17 protein-coding genes are annotated in these 19,439 nt (G+C 65.5%); all 17 read right to left on the bottom strand.

Annotated features, from left to right (window positions below):
• Positions 1-129 precede the first annotated feature (129 nt).
• A complete protein-coding gene (gene tuf, locus MNQ99_RS05210) occupies positions 130-1,320 on the bottom strand; it encodes an elongation factor Tu (protein ID WP_127511058.1) in 1,191 nt (396 codons plus the stop codon).
• Between the two features lie 237 nt (positions 1,321-1,557).
• Complete coding sequence (gene fusA / locus MNQ99_RS05205) at positions 1,558-3,672, bottom strand: elongation factor G (RefSeq protein ID WP_127511057.1); 2,115 nt, start codon at positions 3,670-3,672, stop codon at positions 1,558-1,560.
• Between the two features lie 63 nt (positions 3,673-3,735).
• Positions 3,736-4,206: a 30S ribosomal protein S7 gene (gene rpsG, locus MNQ99_RS05200; protein ID WP_127511056.1), complete on the bottom strand. Its 471-nt coding sequence runs from the start codon at positions 4,204-4,206 to the stop codon at positions 3,736-3,738.
• A 1-nt stretch (position 4,207) separates the two neighbouring features.
• Entirely contained in the window at positions 4,208-4,582 is a 375-nt protein-coding gene (gene rpsL, locus MNQ99_RS05195; RefSeq protein WP_127511055.1) for a 30S ribosomal protein S12, read from the bottom strand.
• A gap of 276 nt (positions 4,583-4,858) precedes the next feature.
• Complete coding sequence (locus tag MNQ99_RS19005; RefSeq protein WP_277883600.1) at positions 4,859-4,987, bottom strand: hypothetical protein; 129 nt, start codon at positions 4,985-4,987, stop codon at positions 4,859-4,861.
• A 66-nt stretch (positions 4,988-5,053) separates the two neighbouring features.
• Positions 5,054-5,845 carry an IclR family transcriptional regulator domain-containing protein gene (locus MNQ99_RS05190; protein WP_127511053.1) on the bottom strand — a complete coding sequence of 264 codons (792 nt, stop codon included), beginning with the start codon at positions 5,843-5,845 and terminating at the stop codon, positions 5,054-5,056.
• Between the two features lie 25 nt (positions 5,846-5,870).
• Positions 5,871-6,515, bottom strand: coding sequence for a 3-oxoacid CoA-transferase subunit B (locus tag MNQ99_RS05185; RefSeq protein WP_127511052.1), 645 nt, complete (start codon positions 6,513-6,515; stop codon positions 5,871-5,873).
• Positions 6,515-7,201, bottom strand: coding sequence for a 3-oxoacid CoA-transferase subunit A (locus MNQ99_RS05180; RefSeq protein ID WP_241914683.1), 687 nt, complete (start codon positions 7,199-7,201; stop codon positions 6,515-6,517). Before MNQ99_RS05180 ends, MNQ99_RS05185 begins: the two co-directional genes overlap by 1 nt.
• Positions 7,202-7,215: 14 nt before the next feature.
• Positions 7,216-8,427: a thiolase family protein gene (locus MNQ99_RS05175; RefSeq protein ID WP_241914682.1), complete on the bottom strand. Its 1,212-nt coding sequence runs from the start codon at positions 8,425-8,427 to the stop codon at positions 7,216-7,218.
• Between the two features lie 216 nt (positions 8,428-8,643).
• Positions 8,644-9,072 (bottom strand): 4-carboxymuconolactone decarboxylase, encoded by a 429-nt coding sequence (gene pcaC, locus MNQ99_RS05170; protein WP_277883599.1) that lies wholly within the window; start codon positions 9,070-9,072, stop codon positions 8,644-8,646.
• 44 nt (positions 9,073-9,116) lie between these two features.
• A complete protein-coding gene (locus tag MNQ99_RS05165) occupies positions 9,117-9,911 on the bottom strand; it encodes an alpha/beta fold hydrolase (RefSeq protein WP_241914681.1) in 795 nt (264 codons plus the stop codon).
• Complete coding sequence (locus MNQ99_RS05160; RefSeq protein ID WP_241914680.1) at positions 9,908-11,386, bottom strand: lyase family protein; 1,479 nt, start codon at positions 11,384-11,386, stop codon at positions 9,908-9,910. Before MNQ99_RS05160 ends, MNQ99_RS05165 begins: the two co-directional genes overlap by 4 nt.
• A gap of 6 nt (positions 11,387-11,392) precedes the next feature.
• Entirely contained in the window at positions 11,393-11,965 is a 573-nt protein-coding gene (pcaG, locus tag MNQ99_RS05155) for a protocatechuate 3,4-dioxygenase subunit alpha (protein WP_127511047.1), read from the bottom strand.
• Positions 11,965-12,810, bottom strand: coding sequence for a protocatechuate 3,4-dioxygenase subunit beta (pcaH, locus tag MNQ99_RS05150; RefSeq protein ID WP_241914679.1), 846 nt, complete (start codon positions 12,808-12,810; stop codon positions 11,965-11,967). The genes pcaG and pcaH overlap by 1 nt, the downstream gene beginning before the upstream one ends.
• An 80-nt stretch (positions 12,811-12,890) precedes the next feature.
• Positions 12,891-14,078 (bottom strand): 4-hydroxybenzoate 3-monooxygenase, encoded by a 1,188-nt coding sequence (locus tag MNQ99_RS05145; protein ID WP_127511045.1) that lies wholly within the window; start codon positions 14,076-14,078, stop codon positions 12,891-12,893.
• Positions 14,079-14,200: 122 nt separating this feature from the next.
• Complete coding sequence (locus MNQ99_RS05140) at positions 14,201-14,956, bottom strand: IclR family transcriptional regulator (protein WP_241914678.1); 756 nt, start codon at positions 14,954-14,956, stop codon at positions 14,201-14,203.
• Positions 14,957-15,513: 557 nt separating this feature from the next.
• The gene (locus MNQ99_RS05135; protein ID WP_127511043.1) at positions 15,514-19,404 is read right to left on the bottom strand and encodes a DNA-directed RNA polymerase subunit beta'; all 3,891 of its coding nucleotides are present in this window, start codon (positions 19,402-19,404) and stop codon (positions 15,514-15,516) included.
• Positions 19,405-19,439: the final 35 nt, after the last annotated feature.

Genomic DNA, 19,439 nt, shown 5'->3' with positions numbered 1-19,439 from the left:
CATACCCTGTGCGCAGGCAACCCGCGGCAGGCGGCACCGTCGTCGTTAAAAGGGAGAGCCCCCGCCGTCGTCAGACGGCAGGGGCTCTCCTGATGCTGGCCGGAATCCTCCGGCTAGCAGATCACAAAGTTACTTGGTGATCTTGGTGACGCGGCCCGAACCAACGGTGCGGCCGCCTTCACGGATAGCGAAGCCGAGGCCCTCTTCCATAGCGATCGGCTGGATGAGCTCAACGGTCATCTCAGTGTTGTCGCCCGGCATGACCATTTCGGTGCCTTCCGGCAGCGTGATAACGCCGGTCACGTCGGTGGTGCGGAAGTAGAACTGCGGACGGTAGTTCGAGTAGAACGGGTTGTGGCGGCCGCCTTCATCCTTGGACAGGATGTAGACGTTGGCCTCGAAGTCGGTGTGCGGGGTGATCGAACCCGGCTTCACAACAACCTGGCCGCGCTCCACGTCTTCGCGCTTGATACCGCGCAGCAGCAGACCACAGTTCTCGCCTGCCCATGCTTCGTCGAGCTGCTTGTGGAACATCTCGATACCGGTAACGGTGGTCTTCTGGACCGGGCGGATGCCGACGATCTCGACCTCGGAGTTGATGGCGAGGGTACCGCGCTCGGCGCGGCCGGTCACCACGGTGCCGCGGCCGGTGATGGTGAAGACGTCTTCAACCGGCATCAGGAACGGCTTGTCCTTGTCGCGGACCGGGTCCGGAATGAACTCGTCAACGGCGTCCATCAGGTCCTCGACGGACTTGACCCACTGCGGGTCGCCTTCCAGTGCCTTCAGGCCGGAAGTGCGGATGACCGGTGCGTTGTCGCCATCGAATCCCTGCGAGCTGAGCAGCTCGCGGACTTCCATTTCGACCAAGTCGAGCAGTTCCTCGTCATCAACCATGTCCGACTTGTTCAGGGCCACCAGCAGCGACGGAACGCCAACCTGGCGGGCCAGCAGAACGTGCTCGCGGGTCTGGGCCATCGGGCCGTCAGTCGCAGCAACCACCAGGATTGCGCCGTCCATCTGGGCGGCACCGGTGATCATGTTCTTGATGTAGTCAGCGTGGCCGGGGGCGTCCACGTGGGCGTAGTGGCGCTTCTCGGTCTGGTACTCGACGTGCGAGATGTTGATGGTGATACCGCGCTGGCGCTCTTCCGGGGCAGAGTCGATAGCTGCGAAGTCACGCTGCTCGTTGAGATTGGGGTACTTGTCAGCAAGCACCTTGGAAATGGCAGCGGTCAACGTGGTCTTACCGTGGTCAACGTGACCGATGGTACCAATGTTGACGTGCGGCTTAGTCCGCTCGAACTTTGCCTTCGCCACGGGTTCCTCCTAGAACGTTTTGAGAAGAATTGCTCTCCGGACGCGATTGTCACGGCCGAAACTTGAACAAGTCTACTTCGGGCTTTTGTATTTGGTGAAATTACTGGTTCCGTCAGGTACCGGCAAAAGGATTGCGCGGTTCCGTCAGAGGGGTTGTGCCGGCGGCCGGCTGCTGTGCTTGGCCGGCCGCCTGCACGGGTGCCGGGTCCTTACGAATAAGGACCCATCACCAGGGTTTTACTCGCCGCGCGTCTTCTGGATGATCTCGTCGGCAACAGCCTTCGGGACCTCAGCGTAGCTTTCGAACTGCATCGAATACACCGCACGGCCCTGCGTCTTGGAACGCAGGTCGCCGATGTAGCCGAACATCTCAGAAAGCGGAACGTTAGCGCGCACAACCTTCACGCCGCTAGCGTCCTCCATGGACTGGATCTGTCCACGGCGGGAGTTCAGGTCGCCGATCACGTCGCCCATGTATTCCTCAGGGGTACGTACTTCGACGGCCATCAGCGGCTCGAGCAGGACCGGGTTGGCGCGGCGTGCGCCTTCCTTGAAGACCTGGGAACCAGCGATCTTGAAGGCCATTTCCGAAGAGTCGACGTCGTGGTAGGCGCCGTCGATCAGGATGGCCTTGACGCCGACCAGCGGGTAGCCGGCCAGCACACCGAGCTGCATGGCATTCTGAATGCCAGCGTCAATCGAGGGGATGTATTCGCGCGGAATACGCCCGCCGGTGACCTTGTTCTCGAACTCGTAGAAGGTGCCGTCGGTGGTGTCCAGCGGTTCGAAGGAAACCTGGACCTTCGCGAACTGGCCGGATCCACCCGTCTGCTTCTTGTGGGTGTAGTCGACCTTTTCGACGGACTTCTTGATGGTTTCACGGTAGGCAACCTGGGGCTTGCCCACGTTGGCCTCGACGTTGAATTCGCGGCGCATGCGGTCCACCAGAATGTCCAGGTGGAGCTCGCCCATGCCGCCGATCTCGGTCTGTCCGGTGTCCTCGTTCAGCGACACGGTGAAGGTCGGGTCCTCGGCCGAAAGCTTCTGGATGGCCGTGGAGAGCTTCTCCTGGTCGCCCTTGGTCTTCGGCTCGATGGCCACGAAGATCACCGGCTCCGGGAAGGACATCGACTCGAGCACGACCGGTGCTTCCATGGCGGAGAGGGTGTCACCGGTGGTGGTGTCCTTCAGTCCGATGGCGGCGTAGATGTGGCCTGCATGGGCCTCATCGACCGGGTTCTCCTTGTTGGCGTGCATCTGGAAAAGCTTTCCGATGCGCTCCTTCTTGCCCTTGGTGGTGTTGAGCACCTGGAGGCCGGAGGATGCCTTGCCCGAGTACACCCGGATGAAGGTCAGCTGGCCGAAGAACGGATGGGTCGCGATCTTGAACGCCAGAGCGGAGAACGGCTCGTCCTCGCTCGGCTTGCGGACCAGTTCGACTGACTCGTCCTTGGGATCGTGACCGATCATCGGCGGAACGTCCAGCGGCGACGGCAGGTAGGCCACCACGGCGTCCAGCATCGGCTGCACGCCGCGGTTCTTGAACGCGGAACCGCAGAACACCGGGTAGGCCTCGGAGTTGATGGTCATCTTGCGGATGCCGGCAACCAGTTCCTCGTTGGTGATTTCCTCACCCTCGAGGTACTTTTCCATGAGCTCGTCCGAGGACTCGGACACGGACTCGATGAGCTGCGCGCGGTACTCCTCGGCCTTGGCCTGCAGGTCCTCGGGAATCTCGCGGGTCTCATAGGCGGCACCCATGGTGACGTCGCCCTTGGCATCGCCAGGCCACACCATGGCCTTCATGGTGATCAGGTCAACCATACCGATGAACTCGGATTCAGCGCCGATCGGCAGCTGCATGACCAGCGGCTTGGCGCCGAGGCGCTTGATGATGGTGTCGACGGTGAAGTAGAAGTCGGCGCCCAGCTTGTCCATCTTGTTGACGAAGCAGATGCGCGGAACGTTGTACTTGTCCGCCTGGCGCCACACGGTCTCAGACTGCGGCTCCACGCCTTCCTTGCCATCGAAGACGGCTACGGCGCCGTCGAGCACACGCAGGGAGCGCTCGACCTCGACCGTGAAGTCCACGTGGCCCGGGGTGTCGATGATGTTGACCTGGTTGTTGTTCCAGAAGGAGGTCACGGCGGCAGACGTGATCGTGATGCCGCGTTCCTTCTCCTGCTCCATCCAGTCAGTCGTCGACGCACCGTCGTGCGTTTCGCCGATCTTGTGGTTCACACCCGTGTAGAACAGGATGCGTTCCGTGGTAGTGGTCTTACCGGCATCGATGTGGGCCATGATGCCGATGTTGCGGACCTTCGTGAGGTCGGTGAGCACGTCCTGTGCCACAATGTCTCCCTTTGTAGGTGAGGGGTACGACGGCGGCGGCTGGCCGCCGTCGTTCCGTCTCTGTTACCAGCGGTAGTGGGCGAAGGCCTTGTTGGACTCGGCCATTTTGTGGGTGTCTTCGCGACGCTTCACAGCGGCACCGAGACCGTTCGACGCATCCAGAATCTCGTTCATGAGACGCTCGGTCATCGTCTTCTCGCGGCGGGCCTTCGAGTAGCCGACCAGCCAGCGCAGGGCCAAAGCCGTGGCGCGGCCCGGCTTGACCTCAACCGGAACCTGGTAGGTGGCGCCGCCAACACGGCGGGAGCGGACCTCCAGGGTCGGGCGGACATTGTCCATGGCCTTCTTCAGGGCAGCGACGGGATCGCCGCCGCTCTTGGCCTTCACGCCATCAAGGGCACCGTAAACGATGCGCTCTGCGGTGGACTTCTTGCCGTCAACAAGAACCTTGTTGATCAGCTGGGTCACCAGCGGGGAGCCGTGGACGGGATCTACAACTAGCGGCCGCTTGGGGGCCGGACCCTTGCGAGGCATATTACTTCTTCTCCATCTTCGCGCCGTAGCGGCTGCGAGCCTGCTTGCGGTTCTTGACACCCTGGGTGTCAAGGGCGCCGCGGACGATCTTGTAGCGAACACCGGGCAGGTCCTTCACACGGCCGCCGCGCACCAGCACGATGGAGTGTTCCTGCAGGTTGTGGCCTACACCGGGGATGTAGGCAGTCACTTCGATGCCGCCGGCAAGCTTGACGCGGGCTACCTTGCGGAGCGCGGAGTTCGGCTTCTTCGGGGTGGTGGTGTAAACGCGGGTGCAAACGCCGCGCTTCATCGGGCTGCCCTTAAGGGCAGGCGCCTTGGTCTTATTGACCTTAGGTGAGCGGCCCTTGCGGACCAGCTGGTTAATCGTAGGCACTTTCGTGATCTCCGTTTTTCGTGAGCTTTGCCCCGCCTCACATGCAGGGCCAGGCACTGTCGGTCGTCTTCGCACCCGCTGCCGAATTGAAGCGACCGTAGGCGTGCAAAAGTGTGGCATCCTCCGCGCAAGAACCCCGCGAACCGGAAACAGGCCCCGCCCCGGTTTGATCCGGAACGGCCTTCATCCACTGCCACACAAAACAATCGAAGAAAAGTCTATCAGAGAATCGCGGCACCGGATGACGGAGCCTATCGGGAGCCGCCCGCACCGCCATCACTTCCCCATGGCCTGCAGCAGGGCGGCCTCCAGCGGCGCGGCCAGCGTCTGCATGTAGGTGCGGCTCAGGGCGCGCAGGGCTTGGATTTCCGGCAGGAACTTCCGCCGCGGGGTCACAGATTCCATCACCGGACATTCATCCACGCCAAGGTCAACGAAAGTTGGCCTCGGGGTAAACATCCGGGGCTTGCCCTACTGCTGCGCGCGCAGGGCGTCGGTGATCTTGGCCGAGGCGGCCCGCAGTTTGGGCAGCGCCTCGGCGACCACGGCATCCACGTCGCGGGTGCCGTCCGCCAGCGAGGCCTGCATGGACATGTTCAGCGCGGCGGCCACGGAGCCGTCCGGATGCAGGACCGGCACCGCCACGGAGCGCAGGCCGATCTCCAGCTCCTGGTCCACCAGGGACCACCCTTGGCTGCGCACTGTGTCCAGCTCCGCGCGCAGCTTCACCGGGTCGGCGATGGTCCGCGGCGTCAGTTGTTTCAGGGTCGTGGAGGCCAAGCGCTGCTCCAGTTCCTCGATCGGCAAGCCGGCCAGCAGCACCCGGCCCATCGAGGTGGCATAGGCCGGGAACCGCGTGCCCACCATGATCCCCACGGTCATGATCCGGCGGGTGTGGATGCGGGCAATGTAGACAATCTCGTCGCCGTCGAGGATCGAGGCGGACGTGGATTCGTGCAGCTCGGCGGAAAGCTCCTCCAGCAATGGCTGCACCAGCTGGGGCAGACTCTGCCCTGCAAGGTAGGAATACCCCAGCTGGAGCACCAATGCGGTGAGCTCGAAGACGCGGCCGTCGGTGCGCACATACCCCAGATCCACCAGGGTGTGCAGGAACCGCCGCGCCGTGGCGCGGGTCAGGCCGGTCCGCTTGGAGACCTCGCTGAGCGTCATGGTGACGTTGTCGGCGTCGAAAGCCCGGATCACGGTCAATCCGCGGGCCAGTGACTGGACGAACTGATCGCCAGGCGTTTTGGTCTCTGTCATGGTTCCTTCGAGCTTTACGGGGGCTTTACTCGGTGGGCGGGAGCAGCTTGATGTCCATCTTGGACTGCAGCTCCTCAAGCGTGGTCCCGAACGTTTCGCGCACCCGCACGCCTTCCGGCGTCAGCAGGAAGACAGCGTCATTAGTGTATACGCGGGTGACGCAGCCCACGCCCGTGAGCGGGTAGCTGCATTCGGGCACCAACTTGGGCGTGCCGTCTTTGGCGAACAGGGACATCATCACATAGACGTCCTTGGCGCCGGTGGCCAGGTCCATCGCGCCGCCGACGGCGGGGATGGCATCCGGGGCGCCGGTGTGCCAGTTCGCCAGATCGCCGGTGGCCGAGACCTGGAAGGCGCCGAGCACGCAGACGTCCAAATGGCCGCCACGCATCATGGCGAAGGAGTCTGCATGGTGGAAGTAGGACGCCCCCGGCACTTCGGTGACCGGGACCTTGCCCGCATTGATCAGGTCCTGGTCGATCTCATCACCGTGCGCCTCCGGGCCCATCCCCAGCATGCCGTTCTCCGTATGCAGCGTGATGTCCTGTTCGGCGGTCAGGTAGTTCGAAACGGACGTCGGCTGGCCGATGCCGAGGTTCACGAAGGAACCGGGCTGGATGTCCTGCGCGACCAGCCTGGCCAGGTCCTCGCGGCTGAGTTTCTCGCTCACTAGTGTGCCTCTCCTTCTGCGGCCTGCGGCGCAATTTCGACGACGGTGTCCACGTAGATGCCCGGCGTCACGATGACTTCGGGATCCAGTTGGCCGGTCTCCACGATGCCGGAGACCTGGACGATGCTTTTCTTGGCGGCGGCGGCCATGATCGGACCGAAGTTGCGGGCGGTCTTGCGGTAAACCAGGTTGCCCTTCTTGTCCGAAGTGAGCGCCTTGATCAGTGCCACGTCGCCGTAGATCGGGGACTCGAGCACGTAGCCCTTGCCGTCGATCATGCGGGTTTCCTTGCCCTCGGCCAGCATGGTGCCGTAGCCGGTGGGCGTGAAGAAGCCGCCGATGCCGGCGCCGGCGGCACGGATGCGCTCGGCGAGGTTGCCCTGCGGCACCAGTTCCAGTTCGATTTCGCCCGCCCGGTAGGCGGTGTCGAAGTGCCAGGAGTCGGACTGGCGCGGGAACGAGCAGATGATCTTCTTGACCCGGCGCTCCTTGATCAGCAGCGCCAACCCGGCGTCTGCCTGGCCGGCGTTGTTGTTCACCACCGTCAGGTCAGTGGCGCCGCAGTCCATCAGCGCGTCGATCAGTTCCATCGGCTGGCCGGCGTTGCCGAAGCCGCCGATCAGGACCGTGGCGCCGTCTTGGATGCCGGCCACGGCGTTCTGGGCAGTAGCAGCAAATTTTGCCATGCTGGCTTACCTCCTTAGTTCTTGGTTGAGTTGACGTTTTCCAGCACGACGGCGAGGCCTTGGCCCACGCCGATGCAGATCGCGGCCACGCCCCAGCGTTCGCCCGATTCCTGCAGCCGGCGTGCCAGCGTGCCGAGGATGCGGATGCCCGAGGCGCCCAGCGGGTGGCCGATGGCCACCGCGCCGCCCCACGCGTTCACGATGGCGGGATCGATGTCCCAGTTGTCGATGCAGGCCAGCGACTGCGCTGCAAAGGCTTCATTGAGCTCGACGGCGGCGACATCCGACCAGCTGATGCCCGCCCGCTTGACGGCCTGGTTCGCGGCCTCGACCGGAGCGAAGCCGAAGAACTGCGGCTCCAGGGCGGAGGCGCCGCGGCCGGCGATCCGGGCCAGCGGCTCGGTTCCCAGCAGCCCGGCGGCAGCCTCGCTGCCCAACCAGGCCGCGGACGCGCCGTCGTTCAGCGGCGATGCGTTGCCTGCCGTCACCGTGCCGCCCTCGGGGCCGTCGGCGACGGGCCGGAAGACGGTCTTCAGCCCGGCCAGCACTTCGGCGGTGCTGGTGGGGCGGATGGATTCGTCGCGGTTCAGGTCGGTGCCCGGGACCTGCACCACCATCGAATCGTATTTGCCTTCGTTCCAGGCGGCGTCGGCCAGGCGGTGCGAGGCCGCGGCAAACTCGTCCTGCCGCTCCCGGCTGATGCCGTGCCGCTCACGCAGCTGCTCGGTGGCCTCGCCCAGGGACACGGTCCATTCCTGCGGCATCTTCTTGTTCACCAGCCGCCAGCCCAGCGTGGTGGACGCCAGGGTCATGTTGCCCGCCGGGTAGGGCTTCTCGGTCTTCGGCAGCACCCAGGGCGCGCGGCTCATCGACTCGACGCCGCCGATCAGCACCAGGTCGCCTTCGCCGGCGTTGATCTGGCGGGAGCCAATGATCGCCGCGTCCAGGCTGGAACCGCACAACCGGTTCACCGTGGTGCCCGGAATGGAGGTGGGCAGGCCGGCCAGCAGCGTGGCCATTCGCGCGACGTTGCGGTTCTCTTCGCCGGCGCCGTTGGCGTTGCCGAAGATCACCTCGTCGATGCGCTCCGGGTCCAGGCCCGGCGCGCGGGCAACTTCCGCCTTGACCACTTCGGCGGCCAGGTCGTCCGGCCGGACGCCGGCCAGCGCACCGCCGAACTTGCCGAACGGGGTGCGGACGGCGTCATACAAATATGCCTGGTTCATTCGAGGCTCCTTCGTGGCGCACTTCTGGCGTGCGCCGTGGGTTACAGCAAACGGCCCGGTCCAGCGCTGTGGCTGGACCGGACCGCTCCATAGACATGATGGGGATCCGCGCAGGAACCCTCCGCGGCGGCTTCACCAGCCCCGGGACAGGGACCCATGAACATCCGCTAAAACCTCGGAAGTGTTCGCTTCACGAACGCATGTACGTTATATGAACTATATCGAGGCGCTGTGATCCTCGTCAAGGCTGGCGAAAACGCCCTTGGCCACCTTGAACGCCACGTTGGCGTCCGGCACGCCGCAGTAGATCGCGGACTGCAGCACCACTTCCTTGATTTCGTCCCGGGTCATGCCGTTGGTCAGCGCCGCACGCACATGCATGGCGAATTCCTCCCAGTGGCCCTTGGCGATCATGGCGGTCAGCGTGATGGCGCTGCGCGTGGTGCGCGGCAGCCCCTCCCGGGTCCAGATGGTCCCCCACGCGTAGCGCGTGATCAGTTCCTGAAAGTCCTGGGTGAACTCATCGATCGAGCTGTTCGCACGGTCTACGTGCGCGTTGCCCAGGACCTGCCGGCGGACGGCCATGCCGTCGTCGTAGACCTCCTGCTGGGTCTTGGCGGGATCGAAGGTGCGGTTGTCGCTCACGGCGGGTACTCCTTGGGTAGTTTCAGTCAAGAATCCGGCTGCTCTCAGGCAGCCAGGAAGAAATCGCGCAGCAGCGCCGCGGTTTCTTCGGGCGCTTCGGCGGGCGCCTGGTGGGCGGCGGAATCGACGACGGCGGAGCTGCCCTGGCGCACGCCGGTGGCCACTGCTTTGGCGAACTCGGGCGGGCAGACCTCGTCCAGTCCGCCGGCGATGGCGATCACCGGGGTGGTGATTTCGCCGAGCCGTTCGCGGACGTCGAAGCCGGCCAAGGCCTCGCAGCAATGCGCGTAGGCGAAGCGGTCGGCGTTCTGCAGTGTGTGCAGCAGCCGGGTGGTGCGTTCGGAGTGCTTCTCGATGAAGCCCGGCGCGAACCAGCGCTGCGCCGAGCCGACCACCATGGTGGGCGTGCCCGCATTGCGGACAGTCTCCGCGCGCTCCAGCCAGCCGGACGGCTCGCCGATTTTGGCGCCGGAGCACACCACGCCCAGCCCGGCGAAGCGGTCCGGATAGTCCAGGCCCAGCTGCAATGCCAGTTCACCGGCCATCGAGACGCCGGCGAAGTAGACCTTTGCCTGGGCGTCGATGTCACCGGCCGTGGCCAGCTTGTCCAGCATGGCCACCACGCCCTGGGCGAGTTCGGCCATCGTAAACGGCTCGGTCGAGGCCGGGCTGGCCCCGTGGCCGGGCAGGTCCACGCCGACTACCTGAAAGTCCTGAAGATGTGGCACGGTGTCGATCCAAAGCGCCTTGGCTCCGGTGCCCAGGCCGGCGCCTGCCAGCAGCACGGGCTTGCCTTTGCCCTCGGACAGCAAGGTGGGGGTGATGTCGGGAACGCTCACGAATGGCTCCATTCTGCATAGTGGGAAGTGATCCGGTCGATCAGTTCGCTGCTCTGGCCGATGTAGCCTGCCGGATCCAGCAGTTCGGCCAGCGCCGCGTCGCTCAGTTCGTCGGTGGGCACCGCATCGCGCAGCAACTGTGCCAACGTGCCCTGGTTGGCCAGCGACTGGTTGACCAGGCTCTGGACCTTGGACTTGCCGGCGCCCGGGGATCCGCCGTCCAGCAGCGGCGCCACGGTGGCCATGATCCGTTCGCTGACCACCAGCTCACCGGTGATCGCCAGGTTGCGGCGCATGCTTTCCGGCTGGACCACCAGGCCCTCGGCGAGTTCGGCCAGCTTGGCGGCTGCCCCGCCGGCCAACCGGAGCAGCTGGCGCAGCGCCTGCCACTCGACGTGCCAGGAACCGTCCGGCCGCTCGTCGATGGCACCGGCGGCCGCGGCCTGGATCTGGGCCAGATGCCCGGGACCGGCCAGTGCGGCACTGCGGATCAGCACAGACAGCACCGGATTCTGTTTCTGCGGCATCGCCGAGGATCCGCCGCGGCCTTCGGCGGCGGGCTCGGAGACTTCGCCGAGTTCGGGCCGGCTGAGCAGCAGCACGTCGTTGGCGACCTTCCCGGCGGCGGCCAGCACGTCGGCCAGCGCCGCGGCCAGCGCGGTGACCGGCAGCCGGTTGGTTTGCCACGGCGCCACCGGGTCGGCCAGCCCCAGCCGTTCGGCGAGGCGGGCCGCCAAAGCCAGCGCACCGCCGTCGTTGTTCGGCGCAGCGCTGCCTGCCGCGGTTCCGGCGGATCCTTCGCTTTCCGCTGCGGTTGTGGCCGCGGGGTTGGCGGGCCGGTTGGCCAGTTCCGTCAGCGCGGCCATGGTGCCGGCCGCACCGCCCCATTGGAGGGGCAGTTCCCCGGCAACCTGCTCCAGCCGGACACCGGCCTGGGCGACGCCGGAGAGCCAGTTGGCGGCCTTGAGCCCGAAGGTGGACGGCAGCGAATGCTGGGTCAGCGTCCGGGCCACGGTGATGGTGCCGCGGTGCTCTTCCGCCTGCCGCGCCAGAGCGGCGGCGGCGGACTTCAGGTCGGTGACAATGCCGGCCAGCGTGCGGCGCGCCATCAGCATCATGGCGCTGTCCAGGATGTCCTGGCTGGTGGCACCCTGGTGGATCGCCGAAGCGGCGGCCGGGTTGTGCTTCTTGGTCTCCGCGCGCAGGTCGGCGAGCAGCGGGATGACCGGGTTGCCGCCGCCCTGGGCACGCTCGGCCAAGCCTGCGGCGTCGTAGAGATCCGCCCGAGAGGCCTGCTCGACGGCGGGAACGGCATCCGCCGGTACCCGGCCGGCGCCGGCCAGCACGCGCGTCCATTCGAGCTCCACGTCGAGCATGGCCTGGATGAATTGGTAGTCGCTGGTTAAACGGGATGCTGCTGTCCCGGCCGAAACCGGAGACAGCAGCCCGAAATCAGCGTGGTCCGCTGGATTCATGGATCCCTAGATTCCCGGGTAGGTCAGGAAGACGGTTTCGCCTTCGCCCTGCAACCGGATGTCGAACCGCAGGTCGCCGTTCGGCTCGCGCTCGGCGATCAACGTCTTCCGCCGCTCTTCCGGCAGCGAGGACAGCAGCGGGTCGTTCGCCAGCGCCTCGGTGTCCTCCGGGAGGTAGATCCGGGTGAACAGCCGGTTCAGCAGGCCACGGGCAAAGACCACCATGGAGATGAACGGTGCCTTGCCCTGCTCGGTGGCGCCCGGGTTCACCGTGGTGAAGGTGTAGTGGCCGACGTTGTCCACGGCTACCCGGCCGAAGCCGGTGAAGGTGTGGTCGTCGCGGACCAGCGAACCGGTCTCCCGGGAGATCTCGCCGCGCTCGTCGGCCTGCCAGATCTCCAGCATGGAGTCGGGAATCGGGCTGCCGTTGCCGTCCGTCACCACGCCGTGCAGCCGGATGGATCCGGTGTGCGCGCGGTGGACCAGCTGGCTGTCCTTCTCATAAGGCAGCGCGAAGCCGTAGAACGGGCCGATGGTCTGGCCCGGGGTAGCTACCAGTTTGGTGGTGGACTCGCTCATCAGTGCTCCTCGCCTTCTTCCATCCAAGTGCGGTTGCTGCCGGAAAGGACGATGTCCCAGCGGTAGCCGGTGTTCCATTCGTGGCTGGTCACCGAATGGTCGTAGGTGGCGACCAGACGGTCGCGCGCATCCTGGTCGGTGATCGCCTGGTAGATCGGATCCAGCGGGAACAGCGGGTCGCCCGGGAAGTACATCTGGGTGATCATGCGCTGGGTGAAGTCGGTGCCGAACAGCGAGAAGTGGATGTGCGCCGGACGCCAGGCGTTGTGGTGGTTCTTCCACGGGTACGGGGCCGGCTTGATGGTGGTGAACTTGTATTCGCCGTTGGGTCCGGTGATGCAGCGGCCCACGCCGGTGAAGTTCGGGTCGATCGGTGCCGGGTGCTGGTCCCGCTTGTGCACGTAGCGGCCGGCCGCGTTCGCCTGCCAGATTTCCACCAGCTGGTTGCGCACGGGGCGTCCGTCGCCGTCCAGGACGCGGCCCTGCACAACGATCCGCTCGCCCAGCGGTTCGCCGTTGTGCTGGATGGTCAGGTCGGATTCCAGGATGTGCACGTCCCGCTCACCGAACGCCGGGCTCCACAGCTCGATCGTCTCCGGATCCGCATGGTGCAGGTCCTTGGTGGGATGGCGCAGCAGCGAGGAACGGTAGGGCGCAAAGTCGATGCGCGGCTGCGTTTCCTGGGCTTCTCCGGCTTCAACGCCCTTGCGGTAGGCCTCGTGGATGTCGGTGATTTCCTGGTTGATCGTCTCCTGCGAATCCGCGGTGGCGGCAGGATCCAGCACGTGGCTGTCGTCAAACGTCTCGCCGTCGAAAGCCTCGTCCTGAGCAGTAGCGTCGCTCATCGAGAACTCCTTTCTGTTTTTCGGGTCTGGTGGTTCAGGGTACGGGCCCGCGTTGGCTGATGCCGCAGGCGGGTGGTGGGTTACTTGTGCGGCCAACCGGTGTAGGACTCGGCCAGGTACTGCTGACCGAAGCGGGACCCGGTCACCGTGGCCAGCTCGCCCAGGGCACGCTTGGTTTCGAACGGTGACGCGTCCTCGCGGGTGTGCAGCATGCTGGTCATCCAGTAGGAGAAGTTCTGCGCCTTCCAGACCCGCTGCAGGGCCAGGTCCGAGTAGCCCTCCAGCAGCGCGTCGCTGCCGGTGGCGTAGAACGAATCGATGGCTTCGAACAGCACCTTGACGTCCGCGAAGGCCAGGTTCAGACCCTTGGCGCCGGTCGGCGGCACCGTGTGTCCGGCGTCGCCGGCCAGGAACATCCGGCCGTGGGACAGCGGCTCACGGACGAAGGACCGGAAGGCCAGCACGGTCTTGTCGAAAATCGGGCCCTGCTTCAACTGGAAGCCGTCCGGGCCGTCCACCCGCTTCTGCAGTTCGGCCCAGATCCGGTCGTCGCTCCAGTCGTTCACGTTCTCGGCCGGATCGCACTGGAAGTACATCCGCTGGACGGTCTCGCTGCGCTGGGAGATCAGCGCGAAGCCGTGCGGGGAGTTGGCATAGATCAGTTCCGGGGCGCTCTTCGGGGCCTCGGTCAGGATGCCGAACCACGCGAACGGATACTCGATCTTGTAGTCCTGCTCCCCCGTCACCGCACGGCGGCAGAAACTGCGGGAGCCGTCGGCACCGACCAGGATGTCGCAGTGCACCTCAAATGCGGCGCCGTCCTTGTCGCTAAAGCGGAACTTGGGCGTGGTGGTCTCCAGGTCAAGCACCTCGGTGACCTCGGCCTCGTAGCGCACGTCGCCGCCGTCGCGCTTGCGGGCAGCGGCCAGGTCCACGAAGACCTCGTTCTGCGCATACAGCGTCACGGTTGCGTCCACCAGGTCCTTGAAGTCCAGCGGGTGCGACTCGCCGTTGAAGCGCAGGTCGATGCCCTCATGCTCGTCGCCCTCGGTGAGCACCCTGCCATCCACGCCGGTGTCGGTGAGCATCTTGACCGAGCCCGCCTCCAGGATGCCGGCGCGATGCGTGTTGCGGATGGTCTCGTGATCGCGGGACTCCACCACAAGGTTGTCGATGCCCTGCTTGGCCAGCAGGTGGCTGAGCATGAGACCGGCAGGTCCTCCGCCGACAATGCCGACCTTGGTTTTGATGATTTGCGCCTGCGCCATATGTAAGTCTCCTGAAGCCATGTTGGTCACGTCTTGATCCAGTGTGACCCGGCCGACAAGCCGAATGCGCCCGCGTTCTCATTGAATGAGAATTACGACGACGGCGGCCATCCTCAGTCCACTCAGGGCAGCGCCACGCCCATCGCGCGGGAGATGCCACGTGCAGCCGTCATGAGCGCCGGGACGACGGCGTTGAAGTTCTCGAAGCCCAGCGGCACCACCACGCCGAGCGCTGCCACCGGCCAGCCGGCAGGACCCGCCACCGGGACGGCCACGCCCGTGGTGTCCACGTCGATACGCCCATCAAACGCGGCATAGCCCCGCTTTCGGATATCGGCCAGGTGCCGGCGCAGGTCGAAGGAGACCGCGTCCGCCGAGGTGACGGCTTCCGGGTGGCGGGAGAGGTAGGACTCCTGAACGTGGTTCGGCGAATTGGCCAGCAGAACCATTCCCATCGAAGTCCGGTGAACCGGCATACGGCCGGCAATCTGCGCCTGGTTGACCACCGAGCCGCGGCTGGAGAGCCGCTCGATGACCAGGACTTCGTCATCGCGCAGCACGGCCAGCTGGGTGTGCTGGCGGACCACGGACTGGATGTCCTCCATGAACGGCATCGCGGCCTGCCGAAGGTCCACGGCGGGCGAACTCCGGTTGGCCAGTTCCCACAGCCGAAGCCCCAACCGGATCTCCCCGGGGCCTTCCTTGGTCAGCAGCCCGTGCCGCGAGAGCTCGTCCACCAACCGGTACGTCGTAGCCAACGGCACATCCGCTCGCCGGGACAACGTGGCAACGTTCATCGCCGGTTTGTCCGGCTCGAACGCTGACAGAATGCGCACCAGCCGGTCCAGCATCGAGTCTCCGGACGGTGAATTGGCCATGTTCCTAGGTTCTCACGCCGGAAGGGACGGTAAGCAGGCCTGCCGGGCATGCCGACGTGTCACGCGTCCACGCCTGCCGCCCATCAGGGCTGCCGCATTGTCCAGGCCTCCCGCACCTCCGGGCTCCCGCATTGTCCAGGCCTCCCGCATTGTCCAGACCTGCCGGGCCGCCGCTTTGTCCAGGCCTGCCGCGAGTGCGGGGCCACCGGGCTGCCGCTTTGTCCACGCCTGCCGCGAGTACGCGGCTGCCGGGCCACCCCCATCCAGTGGAGAGAAATGGCTGAAAGCGGGCCCATATACTGGCCACTTTTCTCCAATGGAAGGTATACGATCCGATTCCCACGACCCGGCTGCCGTTAAACGCCGAACCGCCTCCCGCTGCCCCGGTATCGGGGAGCAGGAGGCGGTTCGGTGCATCAGATCAGGCGCGGAGCGCCCCTAAGCGTAGGGCGCGTGGGCCCCGCCGTGGCGACGAAGTCGCCGGTCCAGGCCTGCCCACAGCACGCAAGCTCGCTGCGGGGCCCTCGGCCTGCACCTTGGCGGGGGCGCCCTACTCGTTAGCGGTAGTCGTTGCCCAGGTCGTAGTCATCCAGCGGGATGGCGTGGAACTCGGGCGTCATCGAACCGTCGCCGCCGGCGTAGTCGAAGTCGCCGAAGGCGCTGGGGCCGGTGAAGAGGTTGGCCTTGGCTTCCTCCGTCGGCTCCACCGACACCTGGGTGTACCGGTCCAGGCCGGTGCCGGCCGGGATCAGCTTACCGATGATGACGTTCTCCTTCAGGCCGAGCAGCGGGTCGGACTTGCCTTCCATGGCCGCCTGCGTCAGGACGCGGGTGGTCTCCTGGAAGGACGCGGCCGACAGCCACGACTCGGTGGCGAGCGATGCCTTGGTAATGCCCATCAGCTCGTCACGGCCGTTGGCAGGCTGCTTGCCCTCGGAAACCGCCTTGCGGTTCTCCGCCTGGAAGCGGCTGCGTTCGGCGAGCTCGCCCGGCAGCAAGTCGGTTTCGCCCGACTCGATGACGGTGATGCGGCGCAGCATCTGCCGCACGATGACTTCCACGTGCTTGTCGTGGATGCCAACGCCCTGGCTGCGGTACACGCTCTGGACCTCGTCCACCAGGAACTTCTGGGCCTGGCGCGGGCCGAGGATACGCAGCACCTGCTTCGGGTCCTTGGCACCGGTGACCAGCTGCTGGCCGACCTCTACGTGCTGGCCGTCTTCGACCAGCAGTCGAGCACGGCGCAGTACCGGGTAGGCGATCTCTTCCGAGCCGTCATCGGGGGTGACGATGACGCGCATCTGGCGCTCGCCGTCCTCGATGGACACGCGTCCGGCCACTTCGGCCATCGGCGCGACGCCCTTGGGCGTACGGGCTTCGAAGAGCTCCTGGATACGGGGCAGGCCCTGGGTGATGTCTTCCGCGGAGGCAACACCACCGGTGTGGAAGGTACGCATGGTCAGCTGCGTGCCGGGCTCACCGATGGACTGTGCGGCGATGATGCCGACTGCCTCGCCGATGTCCACGGTCTTGCCGGTGGCCAGCGAACGGCCGTAGCAGAACGCACAGGTACCGACGGCGGACTCACAGGTGAGCACGGAGCGCACCTTGATCTCGGTGATGCCGGCGTCGATCAGTTCCTGGATCAGCACATCGCCGACGTCGGAGCCTGCCGCGGCCACCACGGTGCCCTCGGAGTTCACCACATCGGTGGCCAGCGTGCGGGCGTAGGCGGAGTTCTCCACCTCTTCGTGCCGGCGCAGTTCACCGTTGTGGTCCGGTTCGGCGATGACCGTGGTCAGGCCGCGCTCGGTGCCGCAATCCAGTTCGCGGACAATCACGTCTTGCGAGACGTCCACCAGACGACGGGTCAGGTAACCCGAGTTGGCGGTACGCAGCGCGGTATCGGCCAGGCCCTTACGGGCACCGTGCGTGGCGATGAAGTACTCCAGCACCGACAGGCCCTCACGGTAGGAGGACTTGATCGGGCGCGGGATGATCTCGCCCTTCGGGTTGGCCACCAGACCACGGATACCGGCGATCTGGCGGACCTGCAGCCAGTTACCACGGGCGCCGGAGGACACCATGCGGTTGATGGTGTTTTCCTTGGTCAGGTTCTTCCGCATCGCGTCGGCAACCTCGTTGGTTGCCTTGTTCCAGATGTCGATCAGTTCCTGGCGCCGTTCGTCGTCGGCAATCAGGCCCTTGCTGTACTGGGACTCGACGCGTGCCGCCTGGGTTTCGTAGCCCTCCATGATGGCGGCCTTCTCGGCCGGGGCGGCGATGTCGGAGATCGCCACGGTGACACCGGAGCGGGTGGCCCAGTAGAAACCGGCGTCCTTGAGGTTGTCCAGCGTTGCCGCAGTGACGACCTTCGGGTAGCGCTCGGCCAGATCGTTCACGATCGCCGAGAGCTGGCCCTTGTCCGCCACCTTCTCAACCCAGGGGTAATCGTCGGGCAGGGTGTTGTTGAAGACGACCTGGCCGAGCGTGGTTTCGATCAGCGCTTCCTGGCCCTCTTCCCAACCTTCCGGTGCGGGCTGGTCGGCGCTCGGCACGAAGCCGGGCACGCGGATCTTGACCACGGAGTTCAGGTGCAGCTCGCCGGCGTCGTGGGCCATGATGGCTTCGGCCGGGCTGGCGAAGACACGGCCTTCGCCTTCTGCGCCTTCGCGCTTGGTGGTCAGGTGGTGCAGACCGATGATCATGTCCTGTGAAGGCAGGGTCACCGGACGGCCGTCCGACGGCTTCAGGATGTTGTTCGAGGAGAGCATCAGGATGCGCGCCTCGGCCTGCGCCTCGGGGCTCAGCGGCAGGTGCACAGCCATCTGGTCGCCGTCGAAGTCGGCGTTGAAGGCTGCACAGACCAGCGGGTGCAGCTGCAGCGCCTTGCCTTCCACCAGCTGCGGCTCGAACGCCTGGATGCCCAGGCGGTGCAGGGTTGGTGCACGGTTGAGCAGCACCGGGTGTTCGGTGATGATCTCTTCCAGCACGTCCCAGACCTGCGGGCGGAAACGCTCGACCATGCGCTTGGCGCTCTTGATGTTCTGCGCGTGGTTGAGGTCAACCAGGCGCTTCATCACGAACGGCTTGAAGAGCTCCAGCGCCATCTGCTTGGGAAGACCACACTGGTGCAGCTTCAGCTGCGGACCGACCACGATCACGGAACGGCCGGAGTAGTCAACGCGCTTACCCAGCAGGTTCTGGCGGAAGCGGCCCTGCTTGCCCTTGAGCATGTCGGAGAGCGACTTCAGCGGACGGTTGCCCGGCCCGGTGACCGGACGACCGCGGCGGCCGTTGTCGAACAGCGAGTCCACAGCTTCCTGCAGCATGCGCTTTTCGTTGTTGACGATGATTTCCGGCGCGCCCAGATCCAACAGGCGCTTCAGGCGGTTGTTGCGGTTGATCACGCGGCGGTACAGGTCGTTCAGGTCGGAGGTCGCAAAGCGGCCACCGTCCAGCTGCACCATCGGGCGAAGCTCCGGCGGGATCACCGGAACGGCGTCCAGCACCATGCCCAGCGGCGAGTTGGTGGTGGTCAGGAAAGCGTTGACCACCTTGAGCCGCTTCAGGGCGCGGGTCTTGCGCTGGCCCTTGCCGTTCTTGATGATGTCGCGCAGGGACTCGGCCTCGGCAGGCATGTCGAAGTTCTCAAGACGGTTCTTGATCGCCTCGGCACCCATGGCGCCTTCGAAGTACAGGCCGTAGCGGTCGCGCAGCTCGCGGTACAGGCCCTCGTCGCCTTCAAGGTCGGCGACCTTCAGGTTCTTGAAGCGGTCCCACACCATGTCGAGGCGCTCGATCTCGGCGTCGGCGCGCTTGCGCACGTTGGCCATCTGGCGGTCGGCGGAGTCGCGGGCCTTCTTCTTCTCGGCGGCCTTGGCGCCTTCGCCTTCCAGGCGGGCCAGTTCGTCCTCGAGGTCCTTGGCGATGGCCGCGATGTCCGAATCGCGGGTATCGCCCAGCTGCTTCTTCTCCAGATCGTGTTCGGCCTGCAGGTTCGGCAGTTCCTCGTGGCGGCGCGCCTCGTCCACGCTGGTGATCATGTAGGCGGCGAAGTAGATGACCTTTTCCAGGTCCTTCGGCGCCAGGTCGAGCAGGTAGCCCAGGCGGGACGGGACACCCTTGAAGTACCAGATGTGCGTGACCGGGGCAGCCAGCTCGATGTGGCCCATCCGCTCGCGGCGGACCTTGGCCCGGGTGACCTCGACGCCACAGCGCTCACAGATGATGCCCTTGAAGCGCACGCGCTTGTACTTACCGCAGTAGCATTCCCAGTCGCGGGACGGGCCGAAGATCTTCTCGCAGAAGAGGCCGTCCTTCTCAGGCTTCAGGGTGCGGTAGTTGATAGTTTCCGGCTTCTTGACCTCGCCGTAGCTCCAGTCGCGGATGTCGTCCGCGGTGGCAAGGCCGATGCGCATGAGGCCGAAGGAGGATTCGCTGGACATATGGTCCCTGTTCTCTCTTGTTCTCTAAATCTGAA

This window comes from Arthrobacter sulfonylureivorans (assembly GCF_022637435.1).
GTDB lineage: Bacteria > Actinomycetota > Actinomycetes > Actinomycetales > Micrococcaceae > Crystallibacter > Crystallibacter sulfonylureivorans.
The sequence above is the reverse complement of the archived record's forward strand: the minus strand, read 5'-3'. Positions and strand labels throughout refer to the sequence as shown.